The sequence below is a fragment of the Ancrocorticia populi genome (assembly GCF_003123745.1).
Classification (GTDB): domain Bacteria; phylum Actinomycetota; class Actinomycetes; order Actinomycetales; family Actinomycetaceae; genus Ancrocorticia; species Ancrocorticia populi.
Map to the genome: position 1 here is coordinate 644,670 of NZ_QETB01000001.1, position 23,421 is coordinate 668,090.

16 protein-coding genes are annotated in these 23,421 nt (G+C 55.3%); 13 read left to right on the top strand and 3 right to left on the bottom strand.

Going from position 1 to position 23,421, the window contains the following annotated elements; translation table 11 throughout:
• The 4 genes from DD236_RS03040 to dapC all read left to right on the top strand — a co-directional run bounded on the left by DD236_RS03040 (position 1) and on the right by dapC (position 3,876).
• On the top strand, positions 1 to 354 hold the full coding sequence (locus DD236_RS03040; RefSeq protein WP_109092877.1) for a hypothetical protein: 354 nt from the start codon (positions 1 to 3) through the stop codon (positions 352 to 354).
• 72 nt (positions 355 to 426) lie between these two features.
• Entirely contained in the window at positions 427 to 2,370 is a 1,944-nt protein-coding gene (locus DD236_RS03045; protein ID WP_165819807.1) for a VanW family protein, read from the top strand.
• Positions 2,371 to 2,390: 20 nt separating this feature from the next.
• Entirely contained in the window at positions 2,391 to 2,717 is a 327-nt protein-coding gene (fdxA, locus tag DD236_RS03050; protein WP_109092879.1) for a ferredoxin, read from the top strand.
• Positions 2,718 to 2,736: 19 nt separating this feature from the next.
• Positions 2,737 to 3,876, top strand: coding sequence for a succinyldiaminopimelate transaminase (gene dapC / locus DD236_RS03055; RefSeq protein ID WP_109092880.1), 1,140 nt, complete (start codon positions 2,737 to 2,739; stop codon positions 3,874 to 3,876).
• 51 nt (positions 3,877 to 3,927) lie between these two features.
• Here the strand turns inward: dapC and DD236_RS03060 are convergent, their stop codons facing one another.
• On the bottom strand, positions 3,928 to 5,109 hold the full coding sequence (locus DD236_RS03060) for an HNH endonuclease signature motif containing protein (protein WP_109092881.1): 1,182 nt from the start codon (positions 5,107 to 5,109) through the stop codon (positions 3,928 to 3,930).
• Between the two features lie 129 nt (positions 5,110 to 5,238).
• Positions 5,239 to 5,757 carry a CatB-related O-acetyltransferase gene (locus DD236_RS03065; protein ID WP_109092882.1) on the bottom strand — a complete coding sequence of 173 codons (519 nt, stop codon included), beginning with the start codon at positions 5,755 to 5,757 and terminating at the stop codon, positions 5,239 to 5,241.
• Positions 5,758 to 6,301: 544 nt separating this feature from the next.
• On the opposite strand from DD236_RS03065, the gene DD236_RS03070 reads away from it, so the two are divergent.
• Positions 6,302 to 7,654, top strand: coding sequence for a citrate synthase (locus DD236_RS03070; protein WP_109092883.1), 1,353 nt, complete (start codon positions 6,302 to 6,304; stop codon positions 7,652 to 7,654).
• An 80-nt stretch (positions 7,655 to 7,734) separates the two neighbouring features.
• On the opposite strand, the gene DD236_RS03075 is transcribed toward DD236_RS03070, so the two are convergent.
• Positions 7,735 to 8,250: a hypothetical protein gene (locus DD236_RS03075; protein ID WP_133246046.1), complete on the bottom strand. Its 516-nt coding sequence runs from the start codon at positions 8,248 to 8,250 to the stop codon at positions 7,735 to 7,737.
• Between the two features lie 351 nt (positions 8,251 to 8,601).
• On the opposite strand from DD236_RS03075, the gene DD236_RS03080 reads away from it, so the two are divergent.
• From DD236_RS03080 to DD236_RS03115, 8 genes are all read left to right on the top strand, one after another.
• A complete protein-coding gene (locus DD236_RS03080; RefSeq protein WP_165819808.1) occupies positions 8,602 to 9,519 on the top strand; it encodes an ABC transporter permease in 918 nt (305 codons plus the stop codon).
• Positions 9,503 to 10,432, top strand: coding sequence for an ABC transporter ATP-binding protein (locus tag DD236_RS03085; RefSeq protein WP_109092885.1), 930 nt, complete (start codon positions 9,503 to 9,505; stop codon positions 10,430 to 10,432). The genes DD236_RS03080 and DD236_RS03085 overlap by 17 nt, the downstream gene beginning before the upstream one ends.
• 6 nt (positions 10,433 to 10,438) lie before the next feature.
• Complete coding sequence (locus tag DD236_RS03090; protein ID WP_109092886.1) at positions 10,439 to 14,029, top strand: sugar-transfer associated ATP-grasp domain-containing protein; 3,591 nt, start codon at positions 10,439 to 10,441, stop codon at positions 14,027 to 14,029.
• Positions 14,030 to 14,087: 58 nt separating this feature from the next.
• Entirely contained in the window at positions 14,088 to 15,167 is a 1,080-nt protein-coding gene (locus tag DD236_RS03095) for a CDP-glycerol glycerophosphotransferase family protein (RefSeq protein ID WP_243409952.1), read from the top strand.
• A complete protein-coding gene (locus DD236_RS03100; protein WP_109092888.1) occupies positions 15,152 to 16,204 on the top strand; it encodes a sugar-transfer associated ATP-grasp domain-containing protein in 1,053 nt (350 codons plus the stop codon). Before DD236_RS03095 ends, DD236_RS03100 begins: the two co-directional genes overlap by 16 nt.
• Positions 16,201 to 16,818 (top strand): hypothetical protein, encoded by a 618-nt coding sequence (locus tag DD236_RS03105; RefSeq protein WP_133246047.1) that lies wholly within the window; start codon positions 16,201 to 16,203, stop codon positions 16,816 to 16,818. Before DD236_RS03100 ends, DD236_RS03105 begins: the two co-directional genes overlap by 4 nt.
• A 4-nt stretch (positions 16,819 to 16,822) precedes the next feature.
• Positions 16,823 to 18,301 (top strand): APC family permease, encoded by a 1,479-nt coding sequence (locus DD236_RS03110; RefSeq protein WP_109092890.1) that lies wholly within the window; start codon positions 16,823 to 16,825, stop codon positions 18,299 to 18,301.
• 247 nt (positions 18,302 to 18,548) lie between these two features.
• Positions 18,549 to 23,204 carry a CapA family protein gene (locus DD236_RS03115; protein WP_165819809.1) on the top strand — a complete coding sequence of 1,552 codons (4,656 nt, stop codon included), beginning with the start codon at positions 18,549 to 18,551 and terminating at the stop codon, positions 23,202 to 23,204.
• Positions 23,205 to 23,421: the final 217 nt, after the last annotated feature.

A 23,421-nucleotide genomic window follows, 5' to 3' on the forward strand; every position in this document is an offset into this window, starting at 1 on the left:
ATGCGTTTGCTTCAAGGGTTCCTCGGCCTGATCGGCGGCTTGCTGGTGGGAGCGCTCGGTGCGGTTACGTACCCGGGTCCTCTCGATATGCCGGTGCTCGGCCTGTTGGTTGCGATCGTTTTGGTGGCGGCGGGCGCTTGGTTTCTCTTGGAGTGGGGCAAGCGCACGGCGTGGATCGGCTACGCGATTGGGGTCACGGTGGCGACTTTCTGGCTCCTGATTGCTCCGCCGGCCACGGACACGGTGCTCTCCGTTTACACCTGGGCATCGGACGCATGGCTGATTCTGGCCCCGCTGTCCGCCCTAGTGCCGGCCTTCATGGTCCGTACCCCACGCAGCTCCCGCTCCATGTGACCAACTCGCGCCGCCGCACACTGCCTGCTAAAGCTACAATCATGGGGGATAGTACCGATGGAAGGCAGACCCGTGAACGAAGATGATTCGAGGGAGAACGAGGACCGGACCCTCGGCGAGGCCGTGTTTGGACGCGACGGCGACGAAACGCCTCCCACCGAACATACGGATATCCCTGAGGCCAGCCCAACGCCCGAGGAACCGGCTGAGACTGAGGCAACCGCGGGAACTGAGGCGACTGCGGCGATCCCGCCCGTTGTGCCGCCGGTAGAGGCATCATCGGCAGCGAGCGACGATATCCCGCCGAGCGACGAAGGCAGTGATCCCACGAAGAAGAAGCGCAGGCGCTGGCCGTGGATCACGGCTGCGGCCGTGGTAGTGGTTGCGGCGGCCTATGTTGGCGGAGCGTTCTACTACGCCGACCGCGTGCCCAAGGGCACCGAGGTTGCCGGGATCAAGATGGGCGGTCTGGACCGCGACGCTGCAGCCGCCAAGCTCAAGGCGGACGTGGTAGATCAGTTGAGCCAGCCGGTGGAACTTGCGGTTGAGGGCGCAGATGATCTGGACCCGATCACGATCAACCCATCGGACTATTCGCTTGCTGTGGATGAAAACGCCACGGTGGATTCGGTGGTGGGCTTCTCGCTGAGCCCGGCGCGTATGTGGGCGCACTTGGCGGGCGGATCGAACGTGGACCCGGTTTACAGCTATGACGAGGACCAGCTCGCAACAACGGTGGATTCGATCGCCGAGCAGACGGATCGTGAGCCGGAGAACGCCTCCATCGCCTTTGATGGCACCGAGCCTGTACTCACAGAGGCCAAGGTGGGCCTCGCGCTGGATAAGGACGCCACCAGTACTGTCCTGTCCGAAGAACTCCTGACGCAGCCTTCCCCGATCACCCTAGCTGCGGAGGAAGCCGAACCGGATATCACCACGGACGCCGCTAACGAGGTCCTCTCGGATGTGGCAGAGCCGCTAGTTGCTTCGAACATCACGGTTTCGGTGAAGGACCAAACAACGGATCTGACCCCGGGGCAGTTGGCCGAAGCAGCCTCGTTCAAGGAATCGGATGGCAAGCTGGCACTGAACGTTGATGGTGAGGAGCTGGCGGACGCCGTCACGGAGGCCCTCCCAGATACGCTCACCCCGGGCAAGGACGCCACGATTAAGATCGTGGATCACTCCACGCCCAAGATCACTGAATCAGAGGATGGCCTAGGGATTGGCGCGGATGAGTTGGCGGAGGCCGTCGTCGGCCTAAATAAGGACGATACGGACCGGACTATCGCTCTGGAGCCAACTGAAGTACCCGCGGACTTTACCACGGAGGATGCCGAGGAGCTGGGCATCAAGGAAGTAATCTCGGAGATCAAGACGCCGCTCACGGACGATTCGGTGCGCACCAAGAACTTGCTGGTGGGCACGAAGAAGATCACGAACACGCTGGTCAAGCCGGATGAGACGTTCTCGCTAGAGGAGGCGCTCGGCCCGATTACGGCGGAAAATGGCTTCGTATCCTCCGGTGTGGTGGCAAACGGGTTTAATTCGACGGCGATGGGTGGCGGACTATCCCAGCTGTCCACGAACACGTTTAATATCGGCTACTTGGGCGGTATGGAGGACGTGGAGCACAAGCCCCACTCCAAGTACTTCGATCGTTACCCGATGGGCCGGGAGGCCACCCTGTGGGAGGGTACGATCGATATGAAGTGGAAGAACACTTCGCCCTACGGCGTGGTGATCGATACTTGGGTGGCCGATGGTTACGTGCACAGCCAGCTGTGGTCCACGAAGTACTGGGACGTTAAGGCGTCCACTTCGGATCCGTATAACTACCGTCAGCCCACAACGAAAAACAACACCGCAGCGGACTGTGTGCCCTCGGGTGCGGGTGGCGCCGGGTTTACAGTGGACGTGAGCAGAACGGTGTCCCACGATGGCACCACGAATGACGATCTGAGCGGCTCATACAGCTGGACGTACAGCCCGGTTGATGCCGTGACGTGTAACTAGACTGCATTGGAGAGGAATCAATGACCTACATCATCGCTCAGCCGTGCGTGGACGTAAAAGACCGCGCGTGTGTGGATGAGTGCCCGGTTGATTGCATCTATGAGGGCGAGCGCTCGCTTTACATTCATCCCGATGAGTGCGTGGATTGCGGGGCATGCGAGCCCGTGTGCCCGGTGGAGGCCATCTACTACGAGGATGATGTCCCCGAAGAATGGGCCAATTACTACGATGTGAACGTGGACTTCTTCAAGGATCTCGGTTCGCCCGGCGGTGCCGCGGCAGTTGGTCCCATAAGTGGGGATCATCCGTTCGTTGCCGCCCTGCCTCCGCAAAACGCGGACGAGTAAGTAGGGGAGGGCTTGGGCGGTGCCGCTTTTTTCCACTGAGCTTCCCGATTTCCCCTGGGATTCCCTTGTCCCCGTGCGTGAGCGCGCCGCCGAGTATCCGGGTGGCGCTGTAGACCTCACGATCGGAACCCCGGTGGATCCTGTTCCGGCGCTGATCCAAGAAGCCCTGTGCGAGGCGAGCGATGCGCCCGGCTATCCGCCAACGATCGGCACTCCCGAGCTGCGTTCGGCTATCGAGGAGTGGTTGGTACGGCGGCGTGGAGTTGCGCCTGCCGGTACGCCCGGGGTTTTGCCAACCTTGGGTTCGAAGGAAATGGTGGCTCTGCTGCCAGCGCTTCTGGGCCTCGGGGCCGGTGACGTTGTGGCCTTTCCCGAGGTTGCCTATCCAACCTATGACGTGGGAGCGCGGCTGGCAGGTGCGGTTCCGCTGCCGATCGATACAGGTGCCGATCCGGAGGCATGGCCCACGGGCATCACGATGCTCTGGCTGAACTCCCCGGGCAATCCTAATGGGCACGTACTCTCCGTGGAGCAACTGCGCCGGATTGCCCAGTGGGCGCGTGCCAACAACGTGATAGTGGCCAGCGATGAATGCTACGGCGAACTTGCCTGGGACGTGGCGGAAGCACCTTCAATCCTCGATCAGCGCGTGTGCGGCGGGGACTACAGCGGACTGTTCTCTTTGTACTCGCTGTCCAAACAATCGAACCTTGCTGGGTATCGCGCAGCGTTTATCGCGGGCGATCCCGAGCGTATTGCGGCCCTCAGCGAGGTGCGCAAGCACGGCGGTTTCCTCATGCCAGCGCCCGTGCAGCATGCGATGGCGGTTGCCCTGGGCAACGAGGCGCATGTGGCCGCCCAGAAAGAGATCTACCGGAAGCGGCGCGTGATCCTGCAGGAGGCCGTGGCTTCCGCCGGGCTGGATTCCGATGCCGATACCGTGGCGGGCCTGTACCTCTGGGTAGGCGATCCGAGCGGGCGCGTGGACGGCTGGGGGCTGGTTCGTGCCTTTGCGGAGCTGGGCATTATCGTGGCGCCCGGAGATTTCTATGGGGTGGCTGGGAGTGGGCGCGTCCGGATCTCTCTGACCGCAACGGATGAGCGTGTGGCCGAGGCGGCCGAGCGGATGCCGCGCCTGCCCGCGATCCTAGCTGGCTAAAGAGTAGCCGCGAGGCAGCATCATTACACAGTTCTCCGCTGCTACGCAGTTCTAGATAGGGACCCTTTGATGATTGGGGTTGAAGTGCACCCATCTCATATCTAAGTGTTCGCCCAGATTGTCTTCCCACAGATGTGGCGGCAAATCGGGTTCTGGTGGCGGGTCAGGCGGCCGAGGAGTGATCTTCTCGCCGTGGTGACTCCGGAAAGTGAGTCCGTCTGGACGCTCGGGGTCACCGCTGATCGTGAAGGAGCCCCTATGGTGCTCATCATGGTGGAAACTACACAAGCAGAGCAGGTTTGACGGATCGGTTGAGCCACCATCACGCCAGTGGGTCTTGTGATGGACCTCGAGATAAGCCGTGGAGCCACAGTCAGGGAATCGGCAGCCCTTGTCACGATCTTCAACAAGCCGCCGCGTCCGGCCGGGGACGATCCGCTGAGTTCGTCCCACCGCAACAGGCTTTCCCTCAGTCTCCCATACCGGGATCAACTGTCCTTCACAGGTGTAACGCTCAGTCAGGTGGTGTGGGAGCGCCCCGGCCTTGTGAAGCCACGACTTCCCATCAGTATCCAAGTGTATGAGGACCTGATAGCGGTTCCGCCTGGAGGGTTCGGTGACGGTTTCAAGAGAGCGGGCGGCAACGTCTACTAGGCCATCGGCAAGGCTGGCCTCCGTGTTTCCCGCGGTGAAGAGGGCATCTTTGGCTTCCCGGATCGCCTGTTGTACCTGGCTCCCGGCCACTAGATCAGTGGTGGTGAACGATAACCGGAACTGGTCATCAATCACACCCATCGTCAGCGAAGACGTATCCCGGCCCGTGTCAGGAGTGCTGTGATCGCCACGGAAGTATGTGGATAGCGCGCGGCGGAGTTGTGTACAGGTTGCATACTGCGCGATCTCGGTGGCGTCCGCTGAATACGAGGCCGGGGCATGTGCGGCCACAATCGCGGCTTGATCCAACGTCACCCGGCCTTCACTCAGGGATGTCATGAGCTCGGGAAGTTCGCCTGTGCGGCGAGCGACCTTCACCATCTTGCCTACAGTGTGCCGGTCAAGACCTGTTTTTAGCGTTAGGAAATGTTCGACCGAACGGATTCCCCCACCCTTCCAGGTGTCATCTTCGATCACCCGGGCAGCTAGAGAAATTATCTGGCCGTGCAACTGTGCGACTTGGCCTGACAGTTCCCCGATCTCCTCGGAGACTGTTGCCCAATCCGTTCGTGTTGCCATACCTCATTCTACCCGAACGCGCGTTTGAGTACAAGGGTTTTCCGGCGCGATTTCAACGAATTGTTTGGGTTTACTGGGGCCGTTTTAATACCGGGTTTGCGTCAATTCTTGGGTTAGGTGAGGTGGTTTTTACCGACGACGACGAATTCCATGCCCGCGGAGACGTGAGCGCCATTTCAGGCGACCTCCCGAGTCAGGCTTATCATTCTGATTCGTCTGACCTGACGGTTCTGAGCCAAGGATGATCTGCTGCGGTTGATAGAGTTCAACCTCGCCCGACTCGATGCGGTTCAGGATTTCCGTGATCTCATGGGGATCCTCGCTGAACAATTCTTGCGGGTCATAGTTCCACCACTCCGAATTCAAGAGACGGACGATCAGTTCGTCAGGGAACCGGTACCGGATAACGTTGGCGGGGTTGCCACCCACGATCGCGTATGGCGGGACATCTTTGGTGACCAATGCGCCCGAGGCGATTACTGCCCCCGTACCTACCTTGACCTGTGCAGACAACGTCACGTTTGCGCCGATCCATACATCGTGTCCGATAGTGGGGTAGTCATCTGGGGCAACTTCGAAGTAGTCCGCGAACTGCTTCAGCTCTTCAGTTTGTGCCCGATCGAACAGGTGGTTGTTCGGCCTGAACATGGCCGCTGAGGTGGTGAGTGTGTCGAGTGGGTGCGAGGAGTCAAGGAAACGCAGGCCACTGGAGATGGAGCAGTACCGTCCCGCGGTAAAACCCTCGGGGAGTGGCGAGAAGCTGTAGGTAAACGCGCCGAGTGATGCGAAGCCGTGGCTTTTTCGGCCTCCCGGAAATGGCTTGTAAGGCCCTTTGTAGATACCAACGTTTTCTTCGATCGCAACTGGCTGCCGAAAGGCTACTTCCGCGCCTGCTTTGAGCCACCCGTAGGTACCGTCGGTAGGTGCTGGAATGTTGAATTTTGTCAGGATATTGAGCTCGTGGAGCTTCGAGAGTAGGTCTGGAGTTATCTTTACATTTGCAGCGACTCAGTTACTTTAAGACGGGACTAGGGGGCGTTGTCTACCATTGCTTCTCGCTGGGTTAACAGTTACCTACGTGAGCGTAACTAGCACAGGCTCGATTGCGGGCGTATGTTTGGTCACAGGACTTACTGCCCATAAGGCACCCATATGCGGCCCTAGGGCCACAAACCTGTAGAAAGAGGTTTCAGTGACTGAGAACGGTAAGGATGGAGCCGCTGAGCTCCGAGTTGACGGTCAGGTACTAGAGCTTCCCCGCGTCAAAGCGACAAACGGGATGGATGGCTTCCAGATCAACAAGATGTTGGGATCCACGGGTACTGTGACGCTGGATCCAGGATTCACCAACACAGCCTCGTGTGAATCTGAGATCACATATATCGATGGTGACGCCGGTATTTTGCGATACCGCGGTTACCCGATCGAACAGCTGGCTGCTAACTGTTCCTTCCTCGAGGTTGCCTACCTCCTGATCTACGGCGAGCTCCCGGACCCCGAGTCTCTCGCACTGTTCACACGCCGGATCAAGCGGCACACGCTGCTGCACGAGGACTTCAAGTCCTTCTTCACCTCGTTCCCGGCTGGTGGCCACCCGATGTCCATCCTGCAGTCCGGCATTGCTGGAATGGCCACCTACTACGATCACACGCTTGATCCTCAGGATCCGGCCCAGCTTGATTTGGCAACCACGCTCCTCATGTCCAAGGTGCCCACGATGATCGCGTACATCGCAAAGCGCGCGACCGGCCTGCCACTTCTTTACCCGGACGCCTCGCGTTCCTACACCGAGGACTTCATCCGGATGACGTTCGGGTTGCCCTACCAGATGCAGGAGATCGATCCCACGATCGTCAACGCACTGGATAAGCTCTTTATCCTGCATGCAGATCATGAGCAGAACTGCTCCACGTCCACAGTGCGCCTAGTTGGCTCGTCACAGGCAAACGTCTACGCTGCGGTTTCTTCAGGCGTAGGTGCCCTCTCCGGCCCGCTGCACGGTGGTGCGAATGAGGCCGTGCTTGCCATGCTGGGCCAGATTCGTGATTCGGGCGTTTCCGTACAGGAATACGTCAGTCAGGTCAAGGACAAGAAGAACTCCGTGAAGCTCATGGGCTTCGGCCACCGCGTGTACAAGAACTTTGATCCGCGCGCACAAGTGGTTAAGGGCTTGGCGGACGACATCTTGGAACGCCTTGGTGGAGACAACCAGCTCTTCGATATCGCTCAGGAACTCGCGGATACGGCTCTCTCCGATGATTACTTCGTGGAGCGCAAGCTGTACCCGAACGTGGATTTCTACACGGGCATTATGTACAGCGCGATGGGTTTCCCGAGCCAGATGTTCACGCCGCTGTTCGCGCTCGGCCGCCTGCCGGGCTGGATCGCCCAGTACCGTGAACTCGTGGCGGATCCTGCCCAGAAGATTGGCCGCCCTCGCCAGGTCTACACGGGCCATGATGAGCGCCAGTGGGTGCCTCGCATCGAGCGCACCAAGCGCGATATGGTTGAGATCTCGCAGGCATTGGATACAAAGCGCCTCTAGTCAAAAGGGCTGCTGAGCAGCTGGATAGATAGAAAGGTGTGGGCTGCCAATCGGCAGCCCACACCTTCGTCTTCGAGGAACTAGCGTCCAAGCTCCTCATCCAGTGCTTTCGTGAGGGACGTGAGCTTCTTTCTTTCGATTGTCAGTGACTCGCTGACTCCTGAGTACTTGGAGTATTCGTCGCGGAAGTTGTCCGGAGTGAGGATCTCATAATGTTCATCTGCATTATCAGAGCGCCCAAGCGGATCGGGAACTCCGCTTGAGACTTGTTCATCCTCTTCCTTGATATCGATAAACGAGGTAACCGGCTGGAGGTCATTGACCAATGAGTCAACTGTCTTGGCCTGCTGCTCTATCTTGCTGATCTGGGCGCTCAGATCAGAGCCAGTTCCCTGTTGATCATGGGCGGCAGTGAGTGCATCATTAGCATCATCGATTGCCTCCTGCGCGGAAGCAATCTGGTCACGTGATGAGCCAACAAGGTCTTCCCAGTGAGAATGAGCCAGTACCGATTCGGTCCGCCAGCCAATGAGGGCTAGGAGCAGGACAAAAAGAAGTGCAACGGATATGGGCAAAACGACCTTGTCATGTTTCACCGCACCTACGTTACCTTGCCGGATTGCAAACGTCCTCAATCCGACGTGATCCGGTGGGTGAAGAAACCACCTGATAAGGCCGATACTGACTGGCGTTTCAAGAATTTCTTGTAATAGCCAAGCGCCCGCGGAGAGCTTGCTCATAAGCTCATCCGTTTATTGTTATCAAACCGTTAGATTGGTGTAATCTTCTGTACATACTCCAGCGTTCGTATGTTTGAATTGTCTTCAAGTTCGGCGTGTTAACTTGGCACTGACCGGATTAATTCGAACACGACGAGTTGTTGGAATGGTTAATGTTAGCTAATTGCACATGATGACGTGTCGGGAGCGATCGTATTGACTTCTACGTTGCCCAGTAGGCCGGGCGATAGCGCGTCTATTGGAGCTGAGTCCTTGTCCTCTGCTGGGACTGCAGTAGTCCGAGTTGCGGTTGACGATCTAGACGAGGTTTCGAAGCGTCCGGGACTCTTGGCGTATATCCATCGGTTATGGGATCGTCGCCATTTTGCAATAGCTGATGCCAAAGCACACGCGTATCAGCGCTCGCATGGCACTGCTTTGGGAATCGCTTGGCTTGTGATCAATCCGTTCCTCAATGCACTGATCTACTTTCTGGTGTTCGGGATGCTATTGCAAACTAGCCGCGGCGTAGAGAACTTCCCGGCTTACCTTGTGGTTGGGTTGAACTTCTTCACCATTATGCGTACCGCCTTGAACTCCGGATCAGGCGTGATGATGGTACGGAACTCGCAGAACTTGATGAGCGCCTTCGCGTTTCCTCGCGCCCTCATCGTGGTTTCGTGGACAATCAGGCAGTTCCGTGAGTTTCTCCCAGTGCTTTTGGCAACGCTGCTGTTCATTGTCCTGATACCGCCACATGCCATGCCTAACTGGCACTGGCTGATCGTCATCCCAGTGATCTTCATTGGCTTTGTGTTCGTATTTGGGCTCACTCTTTTTACGAGTGTTATCACGATGGCATTCCCGGATATGAAGTTTATCTGGCCGCTCATTGGACGCTTTTGGTTCTATGTTTCTGGAGTCTTCTTCAGCCTCAACATGTTCGAGTCCATGCCGCTGGTTACCACCGTGATGCAGATCAACCCGGGATACGTGTTCCTCAGTATGAACAGAGACCTCCTGATCTACCAGACGGTGCCCTCGCTGGGAACCTGGGTTTATATGATTGGCTGGGCAGTTCTCCTCACGCTGATCGGCTTCCTTCTCTTCTGGTCAAGGGAGGAGACCTATGGCCGTAACCGATAAGCCGGAGGCTGATGAGGCTCTCGAAGGGAGTCTCAGCAGTGGTTCGATGCCGGGGAGCCCCTCGGTTGTACTCAGTCATGTGTCAGTAACGTACGAGACTGCCGTCAAGAACTCTCTGATCAACGGGGACCAAAAGGGTAAAGGCGGGCTGAAGCGGTACCTTCCGGGATCCCACAAGCAGGTAGTCAATGCTGTAGCGGACGTTAGTACGATCATCAGAACCGGAGAATCTGTTGCCTTTGTTGGCTCCAATGGAGCCGGTAAATCTACTCTGCTACGCACGATTGCTGGTGTTGAGCATCCAACGTCCGGCCAGATCCTCGTATCTTCGCAGCCACAGTTGCAAGGCGTGGGGGCAGCTATGATTCCGCTCCTATCAGGGTTGCAGAACATTCGGATTGGGTGCCTTGCGATGGGAATGGATCCGGAAGACATACCTGAGGCAACTAAATATGTGCGGAACTTGGCGGGTATTGGAGATGCTATCTACCGGCCGATGAATACCTACTCTGCCGGCATGAGGGCGCGGCTCTTGTTCTCGATCAACGCTGCGTCCCGCCCGGAGATCCTCTTGATAGACGAAGCTCTAGGCACCGGGGATGCCACTTTTACGGCTAGAGCAGAGAAGGCCATGGGGGAGATACGGGATAACGCGGGGACCGTCATCATGGTTTCACATTTCCTCAAGAACGTGGAACGCATGTGCGAGCGTTCAATCTGGATGCATCAGGGCAAGATCATCGCCGATGGCAAAACAAAAGAGATTCTGAAGGATTACCGCGTCTGGGCCAATCGGCAAGCTAAGGGGCTACCTGAGAAGGCCGCCGCGGTAATCGAAAAGCGTGTTTCTACATATGTACCTGTGGAAATTGAACTCGTTTCAGGGAGGGATGTTGGGGGTTCGAGCCTCTAACAGATCATGATGGCCAAGAAGGCTCAAGAACTTGCACAGAGCATAGCGATAAGCGCAATCACCGCGGATCTGGTGCGCCAGGGATTCGGCAGGAAGGTTGCACGCCGGAGTGCGGAGAAGCTCTATCGTGACTGGCACAACGGTGACTCTGGCGCGAACCAGAGTCAGGAGAGCATCATCCAGTTGGGGGCATTTCATTCGCCTCTTGGGCGCTCGCGGGCATCTTCGGTGCCTTCTGCGATCTCGCGCCAGGACTTCCATCTCTTAGGCTCGCCCAATAACAATCTCCGGTGGCTCCACAATCGTGCTGTGGCACGGAGAACCTCCGAAAGCCTCAGACTGGCAATGCCTACCTTCTATTGTTTGTTCAAGTGGAACGATGATCTGACCGTCACTCGTATTGGTTCTGATTCTGATCAGTTAGATGCAAGCGAGGCCGGTTTGTTAGCGCTGATTCGGCGTGAGGGAATCGTTCGATTGCTTCCAGCATCATGGTCTCATGGGGTAGGAAGCTGGCTGAGCTTCGATGGTCAAACGTATGCCATAGATGGTGAGATCAAGAGTCCAGATGGTCTGCTCGAGCATCTCCACCAGGCGTCAGCCGGACAATCGATGATTCTGGCTAGTGGCGAAGACGCCATGCGAACAACCGGTGAGGCGTTGGGCTACGCAGACGCTGTGATCCGGCTCTACATCGCAAAGGACTCATCAGGCCTGGCGAAGGTAGTTGACAGCTTCCTCGAAGTAGATTCCGGTTCCCATTCCACGCCTTTGACGGCTGGTGATCGGTTTGCTCAGGAGATTCGCATCGATCAGTCCAGTGGCGCACTACAAGATTCCGCAGTTATCCCTAATTTTTCACAGTTGAAGGCTGAAATTGAAAGCGTATTCTCCGAAGACTGCCTCGGTTTCCGTTTCATCTCGGTTGACGTTTCACTGACTGGCGAAGGCTATCTAATCGAAGACATTGCGCGTTCACCGGAATACCCCCGTGCTTCGCAGTTCTCCGATGAAGCGAACGCTCTTCTCCTTGGGCTCTTGCAGGAGCGAATCCAGAAGCTATCTGAACAGCCGCATATAGGTGCGCGAGCTGCGGGAAAGGCAGGGGAGAAGGCGGAACGTTATCGCCGGAGGATCGAGGCCTTCCAGCTTCGGTCAATTGGCTTCACTGGGCGAATGGCTCGGAACTGGGTCAATCGCGTGGAGGACGACAAACGGCAGGATGATCAGTTTTCTGCAGCCCATCGGAAGGCTGCGCACCGGCTGGGCTACATGCCAGCAACGGCCGCTCGTCTTGGAATCTCAGAGCGCAATGCAGAGGATTTCATCTCAGAGCGCGACTATAGCTATATTCATCCGCTTAACGGAAAGTACGCCAAATGGGTAAGAGATCGGGCCTCGGCGCTCGAGATCTTTAAGCCGTTCATTGGCCTTTTCGAGGATACTCACTACCAGTTCCTGTGGCGAGATGGCGATATTCAAATCCTGCCGTTATCACCGCGAGCTCAAAACTATGCCGGAACGGTATCGGGACTAGCACAGTTCCTAATCAACGAGCTCGGCACCAATTACGAAGTTGCACTTGTCCCCTCAGCGTATACAGGAGGCGTGCGGCTTGCAGTCTCGTATACCGGCAGCCGCTTCGTGGTGAATGGCACGCCCTATACCCACGATGAATTCCATATGCTACTTCGCCGCCGGGTACGCCGCCGTTCCTTCGTCCTTATAGATCCGGCGGAGGCAGATCGTGAGCTAAGCGCTCAGTTCCCTGACGCCGTGAGCAGTATCAAGGTCATCATGATGAACCCCGATGGAGCTACTCCTCAGGTTGCCGAGGCCTTTGTTGATGTTCGCCAGGCAGTTGATGTGGACACGCTTGTCAGAGCCTCCATTGAGGTAGAAGAGGGTGCTCACCTACAAGAAGCAGAGAGTGAAATAGAAGCTCAACTTGCGCTACAACAAGACGTTGACGATGCGGATGAGATTTCGGGGCCAACTGCGGATGACTGGTCAGAGATTGAACCAGAGGCGCAACCAGAGGTAGGTGAAACCGACGAACGAAAGGTCCACTTTCTCAGTCGCATTGACCCACTGTCGGGTGAATACAAGGACGCTCGCGCAATTGTGGACCAGAGGCTCTACACGTTTGAGTCAGACCCTGTGGGCGGCCAGCCGTTCCAAGGGTTGATCGGGCAATGGCCAACGATTGTTGAGCGGTTGACCGAAATGTGCCGGTTCGCGCCCCAGCTGGAGTTTGTGGAGTTCACTCTGGCTCCCAATGCTGATGCATTTAAGATCACCCACGTCTCCGCAATGCCGAGTTATGGCTACGTCTATCCGTTCTCTCCTAAGACGGTCGCGTTCTTAAAGGGCCGTGTAGCGATGAAGAAGGCCGATATGCGCAACGCCTCCAAGCGTGCGCGGCGCTGGCTTCACAATGCGAAGCTGCGAATTCGCAAGAGCTTCGGGCAAGCTGTGTACCCAAAGGGGCTCGTTCCGTATCAGTCTGTGCGTTGGATCGGCGATGTGGTCCGTGATTTTAGAGAGCCGAACGGTATCTCTGTGCGTAAGAAGCTGTGGGCTTACCGTAATGGCCTGCTGTCCTACCGCATCACCCAATACGGGATCACAAAAGAGAACCGTGAGGACTTCATCTCTGATCTCGAATACCGGTGGTTGCGCCATATCAACAAGAAGTACAAGTACTGGCTCGAAGACAAGATTTCGATCAAGTACGTTGCATCCCAATTCAACGAATGCTTCCCGGGCTACTATTACTTCACGAGTTTGCACGATGGGGAAAACAAAGTCATTCCAATGATGGACTGCCCAGAGAGCTTTGGTGCGGACTTCGATGAGATACTGCGCTTGGCTCGCGAGAAGGGAGTTCTCGCACTGAAACCGGATGAGGGCTCCCATGGCGATGGGTTCTACCGTCTGGACTATGTGGATGGAGGATATACCCTCAATGGTGAGCCTGCCACGGCCGATGAGGTGAAGGGGATCCTCGCCGATCCCACTAACCAATACCTCATCACGGAGTTCATTCAGACCCATCCCGATCTTGCGGAGATCTACCCGAAGGCTGTCAACACCATCCGGATGATCGTATTCAAGCGGGACGGGGTTACCCCACAGATTGGAACCGCATACTTCCGTATCGGGACTGAGGCTTCCGGCTTCGTGGACAACACGGCACAGGGTGGCATGCTTGCCCAAATTGATATCGACTCCGGGGAATTTGGGAATGCACAGGTGCTCAAGGACGGCTATGTCCAGCCCTGCCCGGTTCATCCAGACAGCGGCGTATTGATCGAAGGCGTTATCCCCAACTGGGACTACGTGAAGTCAACAGTTCTGGGCATTGCGGCTTCCATGCAGCAGCTTGAGTATCTGGGATTCGACCTAGCCATTACCCCTGATGGAATCAAATTGCCGGAGATCAACCGCTTCCCTGATTACCCTCGGATTCAGAAACTGACGCCAGAAACCATCGAGTACTTGCTCTACAAGGTGGAGCAAAAGAAGAAGGAAACCGGATACCACCATCGGCGCCGGGCACTCATCGATCTTCCACCTAGGAGCACCAAGCGGTGACATCATGAATGTACTCACTCATATCGTACGGACCCTCATGGTGGCCTTGTATGCTCCAATGAAGTGGTTCTGCAAGACTGATCCATGCAAGGTGGTTGTTCTCAGCAGGCAGTCAAATGATCCATCGATAGATCTGCAATTGACGCGTGGGCAGATCCGTAACACCTATCCGCGCGCAAAGACTGTTGTGATCACAAGGCGTATGGGGAAATCTGTTCGATCAAAGATCTCATTCATGCGGGCACAATTCATCAGCCTTTATCATCTTGCAACGTCGCGCGTTGCCATTCTTGAATCGTATTGGCCAGCGGTGTCTGCTGTGAACCACAAGGAAGATCTCACTGTGATCCAGCTATGGCATTCTCTGGGGAAGATTAAGAAGTCCGGGCTTCAGACAGTCGGCAAGGCGCAAGGTTGGTCCCCGAAAGTGGCCGGAGAGCTTCGGATGCACAGCGGATACGATTACGTGGTTGCTGGTGCCAAGGCTTGGAACCCCGCCTATTGCGCATCATTCGGAATTGAAGAGAACCAGATCCTCAACATCGGGCTACCGCGTGCTGATCATTTACTCCACGACAGGGAGAGCTCGCGCCGAACAATCCTAGATAGTTACCCAGAGCTAGATGATGGCCTCCCGATAGTTTTGTATGCGCCCACGTTCAGGCGCCATCACACCACCAGAGAGGGCGTTGATGGCGTGGCTAGAAGCCTTGATCTTGATTCCTGCCACCTCGTGGTGAAGGGTCATGCGAACCAGCCTTTGGCGTCATCGTCGTCAAAAATCGTAGATTGCCGCGAATTCAGCGGAATGGAACTCTTAACTATCGCGGACCTCCTCATCACGGACTACTCAGCAATTGCCATTGAAGGGGCGTTGCTGAATATTAAGACGCTCTACTACCTGTATGACTACGCTCAGTACACCCAGCAAAACGGTCTGAACCTAGATCTGCCGAGCGAATTCCCGGAGCTAGTTGCGCGCACGCAGAACGAACTCCAAACGATGATCCACTCGCCATACCCAACAAGTGCGCTTGAGCGGTATCGGAGCAAGTACATATTTGAAGACCCAGGGCATTCCACCGCCGATCTTGTGGCTGCTCTTGAAGAGAAGGGACGGCTATGCCAGTCGCTGTAAAGAAGACAGTGAAGTTTCTGAAGCTGTCCTACTTATGGGTGGTAAGGATCTTGTTCGCTCCGAACCACTTTAATGTGCCAATGTGGCGCCGGCTCTATCTGGCATTTGCGGGAGGCTTTGTGCCAGATCAGGACGTGCTCTACGATTTGCGGCACCGCCCAAAGTCCGCGTATCTCTCCGAGTTCGACTGGTACCGCTCACGATTCATCAATGATCCGTTCAACCCCATGCTGAACAATAAGGTTGTGTGCGCCGAGGTCCTGAAGGATTATGCACAGGTGCCGGAAACGTTGTTCGTCAAGAACAAGGGCCGGTTCATGCGGTACTCCGATCGGAAGAACCTCTCGAACGTTCAAGGGGCAATCGACACCGTGGTTGAGGCCGGGTCAGTATTCATGAAGCCGATCGGCGCCGGCAAGGGCAAAGGCGTTCATCGTCTTGACTACACCGACGGCAAGTTCCTGATTGACGAATCTCCCGTGTCTCAGACAGACCTTGAGGTGCTGTTGCGCAAACAAGATGGCTGGTTCTTCTGCCGTTGTATCGATCAGCATTCGGGCCTGGCCAAGATCTATGACAAGACTTCCAACACGATCCGGCTCATCACAATGCGCGATCCCGCGAGCGGGCGGTTCAAGGTGTTCTTTGCTGTGCTGAGGCTAGGCACGGCAAAGACGATCCCGATTGATAACGGAAGCGTTGGAGGGCTCGTATCCAAGATTGACCTCGAGACCGGTGAGTTGAGCGAGGCCAAGTCACTTTGGTCGCTATCAGTCCATCCCGTACATCCGAACTCTCAGGCGCCGATTCAGGGTGAACGTATCCCTCAGTGGGATGCGCTCAAAGACAAGATGATCGAACTGGCGGAACAGTTCCCCTACCTCCAGTTTGTAGCCTGGGACATTCTTCTGGCAGAAGATGGTCCTTACATCATCGAGGCCAACACCTCCTCCGGGGTGAACATCATCCAAGTTTGGGGACCACAGCGTCAGAACGAACTTGGTGATTTCTACCGCGCTTACGGAGTGATTCGGTGACGTCACGATATGTGATTATGGCTAATGGGCTGGGAATGCGTTGGAATTGCTACCGCGGGATCCCCAAGCATCTGATAACGATCGAGGGAGAGACCCTCCTTGCTCGGGTTGTCCGTCAGGTGAGCACTAGGGACCCTTCGGCCGAGATCTATATTTCCTCAGATAACCCGAAGTACGAGACGCCCGGAGCCATTCGGCATACCCCCGAATCTAAAGCTCTTGAGCTTGATCGCTTCGTCCTTGAGCTTATCCAAGATGATGTAACTTTCCTCTACGGCGATACGTTCTATACCGATGCGGCCATCGAGAGAATTATGGCCCCCACCAGTGAGCCGATGACCTTCTACGCCACAGAACGCAGCATTATTGCGGTTCGGGCAAACGACGCCGGCACCATGAAGCACAACCTTGACAACGTGCGGAGTGCCTATCTTTCAGGCCAAATCGCAGAGTGCAAGGGCTGGCAACTGTACTGGTCCTACCTAGGCGTACCGCTTGGGCAATCCAAGTTTCCGGAGGAAAAGCTAGTTCGTATTGCTGATGGAACTGGCGATTTCAACTATCCGGCTGACCTCCGTGAATTTGAAGAGACACGAAAGGCCGACGAGGAGTAACCACATGTCAAGCAGTGATGCTAGCGATGCGAGCACCGACCGGTTGAGCAAGAACCTCAAGCCACACTGGGTCTGGGCAATTGCCTTGGGCTCCGCGGTTGGTTGGGGAGCATTCGTGCTTCCATCCGACTGGATGGACACCGCGGGGCCCGTGGGCGCGATGCTAGGTTTAGCGATCGGCGGCGCCCTGATGATCATCGTTGGCATGAGCTACGGGTTCCTCGCTCGAATCTTCCCCGTTTCGGGAGGCGCGTTCGCGTATACCCTCGTCGGCTTCGGGCGCCGCCACGCATACATCTGCGCGTGGTTCATGACCCTCGGCTATGCCTCGATCGTGGCGCTCAACGCCTCCGCCTTGGGCCTGTTAGCAAAGCGTGTTGTGCCGCAGGTAGCCGAGCAGGGGTATCTGTATACGATCGCTGGCTGGGACGTGTACCTCGGGGAGATCCTAGTGGCAACCGCCGCACTGCTTATCTTCGCTGTGCTCAACGTGCGTGGCGGAGGCAACTCGGCCCGGCTCCAGTTCTACATGTGTGTACTGATGATTGGCGCAGTCGCGATCATCCTCATTGGAGTGCTGAGTTCCTCCGAGGGCTCGCTTGAGAATCTAGAACTCGCATTCAACCCCGATACAGTGCCTATCGCTGGGATTCTCTCCATTGTGGCGATCGCGCCTTGGGCGTTTATCGGATTCGATAACATTCCTCAAACCGCAGAGGAATTCAACTTCTCTGCGTCTAAAGCCTCAAAACTCATCGTGTGGTCATTGATTGCGGCCACGGTCGTATATGTGGCGATGATTCTAGCCACCGCGGCCGGAGCGCCTTGGCAGGAAGAGCTAGAGAAGAAGTCTGTATGGATGACTGCTGACGTCATCTCTGGGGCTCTTGGGCCGATCGGACTCATCCTGCTGTGCGTTGCCGCCTTCATGGGGATCGCGACAGGCCTGAACGGGTTCTATATGTCTAGTTCGAGAGTTCTGCTAGCGATGGGCCGTGCCCAAATGATCCCTCCCGCCTTCGCGCGAATTAACAAGAAGCATGGAACCCCAAGTGTCGGTATCTGGTTCGTTCTGGCGATTTGCCTCATCGCTCCTTGGTTCGGGCGTAATGCACTGAACTGGATTGTGGATATGGCATCGATCGGGTTCACGTTTGCCTTTACCTACACCTGCCTATGCGCCTACAAGATGTTCCGGTGGTCTGGGCAAGAAGAAGACGTTGCTGAGTCCGCATCCACTACCCGCAAGCTGCTAGCCGGTTTTGGCGTAATCGTTGCCGTGATCTTCATGATCCTGCTCCTAGCACCCGGTTCGCCCGCTCAGCTTTCGGTACCGTCGTTCATCGCCTTGGGGGTCTGGATCATGGTTGGCCTAGCTTTCTACCTGAGCCGGCGGACCCATAGCCAATCGGTGACAGATGAAGAGGTGGACATGGCTGTGTTGGGTGAGCCTAGGCCCGGGTGGGCGAAGCTTGACCGATGAAAACCTACCTATCCGAGATGGTCTATGCACAGAATTTTCAGGCTTAATCAAAGCTGGGATGAGTGCAGGCCGAGGCTCGAATATCTTTACTAGATTGCCTTTCTAGGCACGAAAATGACTAACTTTTGGAATGGAGTACAAAGGACTCATGGTTAAGGACAGGCTGCGTCATTTAATAGGTCGTACAACGTCGTCAGTGCGTGCTTCGGGGAAGAGATCATCAGGATCATCTCGGGGTGACGGGCACGTGAAGGCTAATCGTTCAACCGGACAGGTTACTGTTGACGGTGTCCATCTTGAAACCTTTGACGATCATGCCAGCGTGATCGGGGTTGAGCCAGATCTCCGTGACGTCGTTATTCCGTCCAAGGTTTCTACGCTCCCAGTAACGGAGATTCGGAGATCGGCGTTTCAAGGTGCTTCATCTATAGTCAGCGTCGTGATGCCCTCTGAGGTGATTTCAATTGGGTCTCGAGCGTTCAGAAATTGCTCCAGCCTTGAGTATGTGGAGCTTTCGAGTGAGCTGACCGTCATCAACGCGGCGTGCTTTGAAAACTGCAAGTCACTTCGAGTTGTGATGCTTCCATATGAACTTCGGAGGCTCTGCAAGCGTAGTTTTAAGAATTGCCGGAGTCTTCAGCGCTTGCCGCATTTCGTTAAGACAGGTATTAGCGCCACCATGCGTGTGGATCGCAGTCTTACCGAGGAGAACCTTCCGACCGGGCTCGAATACATAGGTTCAGAAGCATTTGCGGATTGTGTTGGATTGAATCGTATTGTGGTTCCTTATAAGGTAACCAAGCTGAGTTCGGGCGTATTCCGTGGTTGCATTAATCTCAGTTCGATATGGCTCCATTCTAATTTGCAAGAGCTCGCGGATGGCGTTTTTGCCGGTTGCACATCGCTCCTTAACATACGCGTGCCAAGTTCCGTGGCAGCTTTGGGCGAGGATTGCTTTCCCGCGAATACGACAGTGCTTTGTGAAGAAGAATCTCCGGTGCATTCCATTGTCGGAGAACACACGAGACAAGTTGTCACGACCGCTGAAGCGGCACCGGTCTCATCCATGATGGGACAGGATCAGGGGTTTGATGTTGACGACTTGTTGAAGGACGACGCCAAATTGGCGCAACTTGTCAACGCTTATCAGATCAGACCCGCTGTGGATGAGGCTCATCACGACAGCGACGAGCATACTCCCGAGGTTTGCCCTTCTCGTTTTACGCTAGTCGATGGCGTCTATAAAACAAGCGGCACCCGGGCCGAGACGGACGATGTAACCATCGCTTTCACAGGCGACTTAATGTGTCGCGTGTTCCAACAAAGACATGGGCTCAAGGACAGCACGTATGATTTCTCAGCAGGATTTGAGAGCGTTCAACCGGTGCTGCAGTCTGCTGACCTAACGATCGGAAACATGGAGACAATGGTCGCTGAATCGTTTCCGTACATGCATGAGAAGCAATACGTTGATGATCGCCCGCACCTTAATGCCCCCTACCCCTTCCTCGCTGCGGTGCGTAACGCTGGTTTTGACGTTGTTTTGAACGCACAGAACCACATGTACGACACGGGCGTTAAGGGAGTCGCTGAAACGCTAAGCGCCCTAAACAAGGCACAGCTAATCCATGCTGGAATGTATATTCATCCCGAAGATCGGCGCTTTGTGCTGGTCGAGCTAAACGGGATCCGGATCGGTCTAGTCGCCTATCTGGATGGAGCTCGTCAGAAGATGAAGCAGTCGTACTTCTCCGAACTTGGCCTGAATACCTTGGCAAGTCATTTCGAAGGTGAGAGAGTCCGTAAGGATATTTCCGATGCTAGGGCTGCTGGGGCAGAATTCATATTGGCATGTGGCCACTGGGGAAGAGAGTACACGGAGAACATAACGGCTCGTCAAGAGCGGTTTGCTCAGATGCTCGTCGATTCAGGTGCGGATTATGTCTTTGGATCACATTCACATTGCCCACAGCAGTATACGATTCTCGAATCGGCAGATGGACGACGTGTTCCGGTTGTCTATTCCGGAGGCAATTTTATTTCCGATTTAGGAATTAGAAAGCCATATACGCAGGATAGTGTCATTGGCTCGCTCGTCCTTGGCCGGGATGAGCAGGGAGATGTTGTGATCGTCCGCGATGGATATATCCCATGCCGTATCGTGGCGCCGCGTGGCAAGCCTGGCGCTGTGCGTGTGATCGCGTACGAAGAAGGTTCAGACGAAGCGGTTTCAGATGAGGATCGCCGCCGTATCGCTGAAACGATGGGGAACCAATATCAGCAGTTGGCGGCGGAGAGTGTCGTCAATCGGGAAGCATACGACGGCAGCGATCATACTGATGTCGTGTCTCGGCACTCCTTGCGGGAGCCACTTATGGTGAGACTTGGTAACGGTGTTGATAGCTCCGCAGACTCTTACAGGTTCGACGCAGAGAACGGGCTGTGGCAGCAGCCAAGAAAATCTGCCCAAGGCGAAGCGTCGATTATCTGTGCTGGGTCGATCCTGTATGACGTTCCCATGGAAACAGCAGGGTCCGTTGGAGAACACAGTGAGTTCCGATCGCGCTTCAAGAGTGTGAGGCGGCTACTCCGCAGTGCTGACCTTTCTCTCGGAAGCTTCGGATCACTTGTGGCTCCTGAATACCCTTCAATCAGCACGATGACACCGGCATTGGCTGGCAGCCATTACACGAATGCGAAAGCAGAGTATCTAGATGGATTAGAGTACGCAGGATTTGACTGCCTGGCGCTCGCACACCCTTACAATCTGGATATGGGAGTCCGTGGGCTGATTTCTACCGAGCAACATGTAAGAGAAAGCGGGATCGTTCCCAGTGGTCTAGGTGAACGAAAGTTCCCGATCTTCGATGTGAACGGCATCCGAATCGCACCTGTCTCCTACACGCTGGACTCGTATAAGACACGGACGATGATCACGGGCGAGGGAGCTAAAACCCTTCTCAATACGTTTGAGCCGGAGCGGGTTAGGGAGCAAGTCAAGGAGCTGCGTAAGTCCGGAGTTCAATTCGTCATTGGTTACCTTGATTGCCGCTCATTTGATCAGAAATACCGATATCAAGATCGTTTTGAAGCAGCGAAACAAATGGCTGAACTGGGCGTTGATTATGTAATCTGCACACTTCCGTCCGTTGTCTCGAAGTACACGAAGTACCACGCCAGTGATGGACGAATTGTGCCAATCGCTAGTTCTCTTGGGACGTTCATTTCCGGGCGAATTGGTCAGACGGATGATCTATCCGCTGCCATCCGTATTGTGATCCGTTTGAGGGAGGACATGACGCTCGAGATCGAGGACTCATACGTCCCGTTGAAGCGGTTTGAACACTACGGCACGTCATCGCTGACCGTTGCTCCAGCGGTACGCCAATACAATGCAAGCTACTCGCTTCAGGACTTCAAGCAAGTTCGTACTACTCTCGGCAAGCGGTTAGGGGAAGCATTAGCGTTGGACCAAACTCGCAAAGTTCGAATGTCAACGCACAACCATTCCCAGCTGTCTCTTCTCGAAATCCAGGAGGTGCTCGGCGTCCGATTCTCGGAGCAGGACCGAAAGAAACTCGGGGACAAGGAGCGAGAGAAAATTGCACGTGTGGTTACCCGCAAGGACGACTTGACCAAGGGATGTGTTGCGGTCTTAGTTGAGCACGTAAGTTACCGTCGTGACCAAGACAACTTCACGGTTGATGACGCAGTCAAAGCCGGGGCAGTTTGCGTTATCGATAAGACCCCATCCAGCAAGATTCCAACTCTGGTAGTCAAAAGACCAGGAATCGCCTTCCGTAAGGTCTTAGCCGTCATTCGTGACCGATACGATCCTATCACCGTTGCAGTAACTGGAACCGTGGGCAAGACAACGACCAAGGAACTGATGAGTGCGGTATTCGATAGGCACTACCGAACGTTACATATCGAAGGCAATAACAATACCGCATTCACAACAGGCGTTGTTCTGCAAAAGCTCACTGATGAAGATGAAGCTTATATCCAGGAAGTCCACGGCGGGAGTGTTGGCTCTGCTCATGATGTATCGAGCATCATCAAGCCGGACATTTGCCTCATCACGAATATAGGCGATGGGCATCTCGGACAGATGGGTACGATCGAGAACGTTATCAAGGGCAAGATGCAGATTATCGATGGTATGCGCTCTGATGGCACTCTAGTGATCAACGATGATAACGAATATCTTCACGTACAGGATCCCCCCGTTCGGACGATTCGTTACAGCATGAGTAACCCTGATTGTCCCTATCATGCAAAAAACATTGTCGACGACGGTGAGCGTATAGAGTTCCAGATTGTCTCTCCTGATGGAGTCTTTGACGCTTTGCTGAACTTCCAAGGTCTGCATAATGTCAGTAACGCTGTTGCAGTATTTGCTGTCGCTAGACTTGCCGGCATACCACCGTACAAGATCACTGCAGGCTTGTCGCGCTATGTACCCGACTCTGTCAGACAGAATTTCTGTGAGGTTGGCGGGTACAGGCTGTTGATTGACACCTATAGCTCAACGCCGCTTTCGGTAATCTCTGCTGTTGAAACTCTGTGTAATTTACCCGCGGGAGACAATACTCGCAGGATTGCTGTAGTGGGAGATATCCCGGATTTGGGTGCAAAGTCGGAACAAGATCATTTAGACGTAGGTCAGACTATTGGCAGAATGCCTGTTGATCACCTCTTGTGCTGTGGTGAAGATTCTCGATATCTGGTTGAAGCAGCTAAGCGCGAAGGCATGGAAGCTGAGTACTTTGAGGGCCGCCACGAGATGAACCGGGCGCTCGTCGAGCTAATGAATCCTGGTGACATAGTACTTTTCAAAGGTGGAACGCGCGTTCATCTGAAGGAACAAACTATCTACCCATTGTTCGGCAAGATCGTCTGAGCCTAGCTGATAAGGCGTACGCGGTTTCTAGATTGAGAAGCTCTGCGGAAAACTTGACAGTCGCATCAGCGAAATTCGCATTGAACCTAGCTTTGGGATCGCATCTTTCGGAACGTTGCCCCGAGCATCTGACCCGTTTCAGGTGAACTTCAGGTTCCGTAACTACGATGGCCACCGTCTCGGGGCCGTTCGGCAGCGTGATCTCACACCCAGCTAG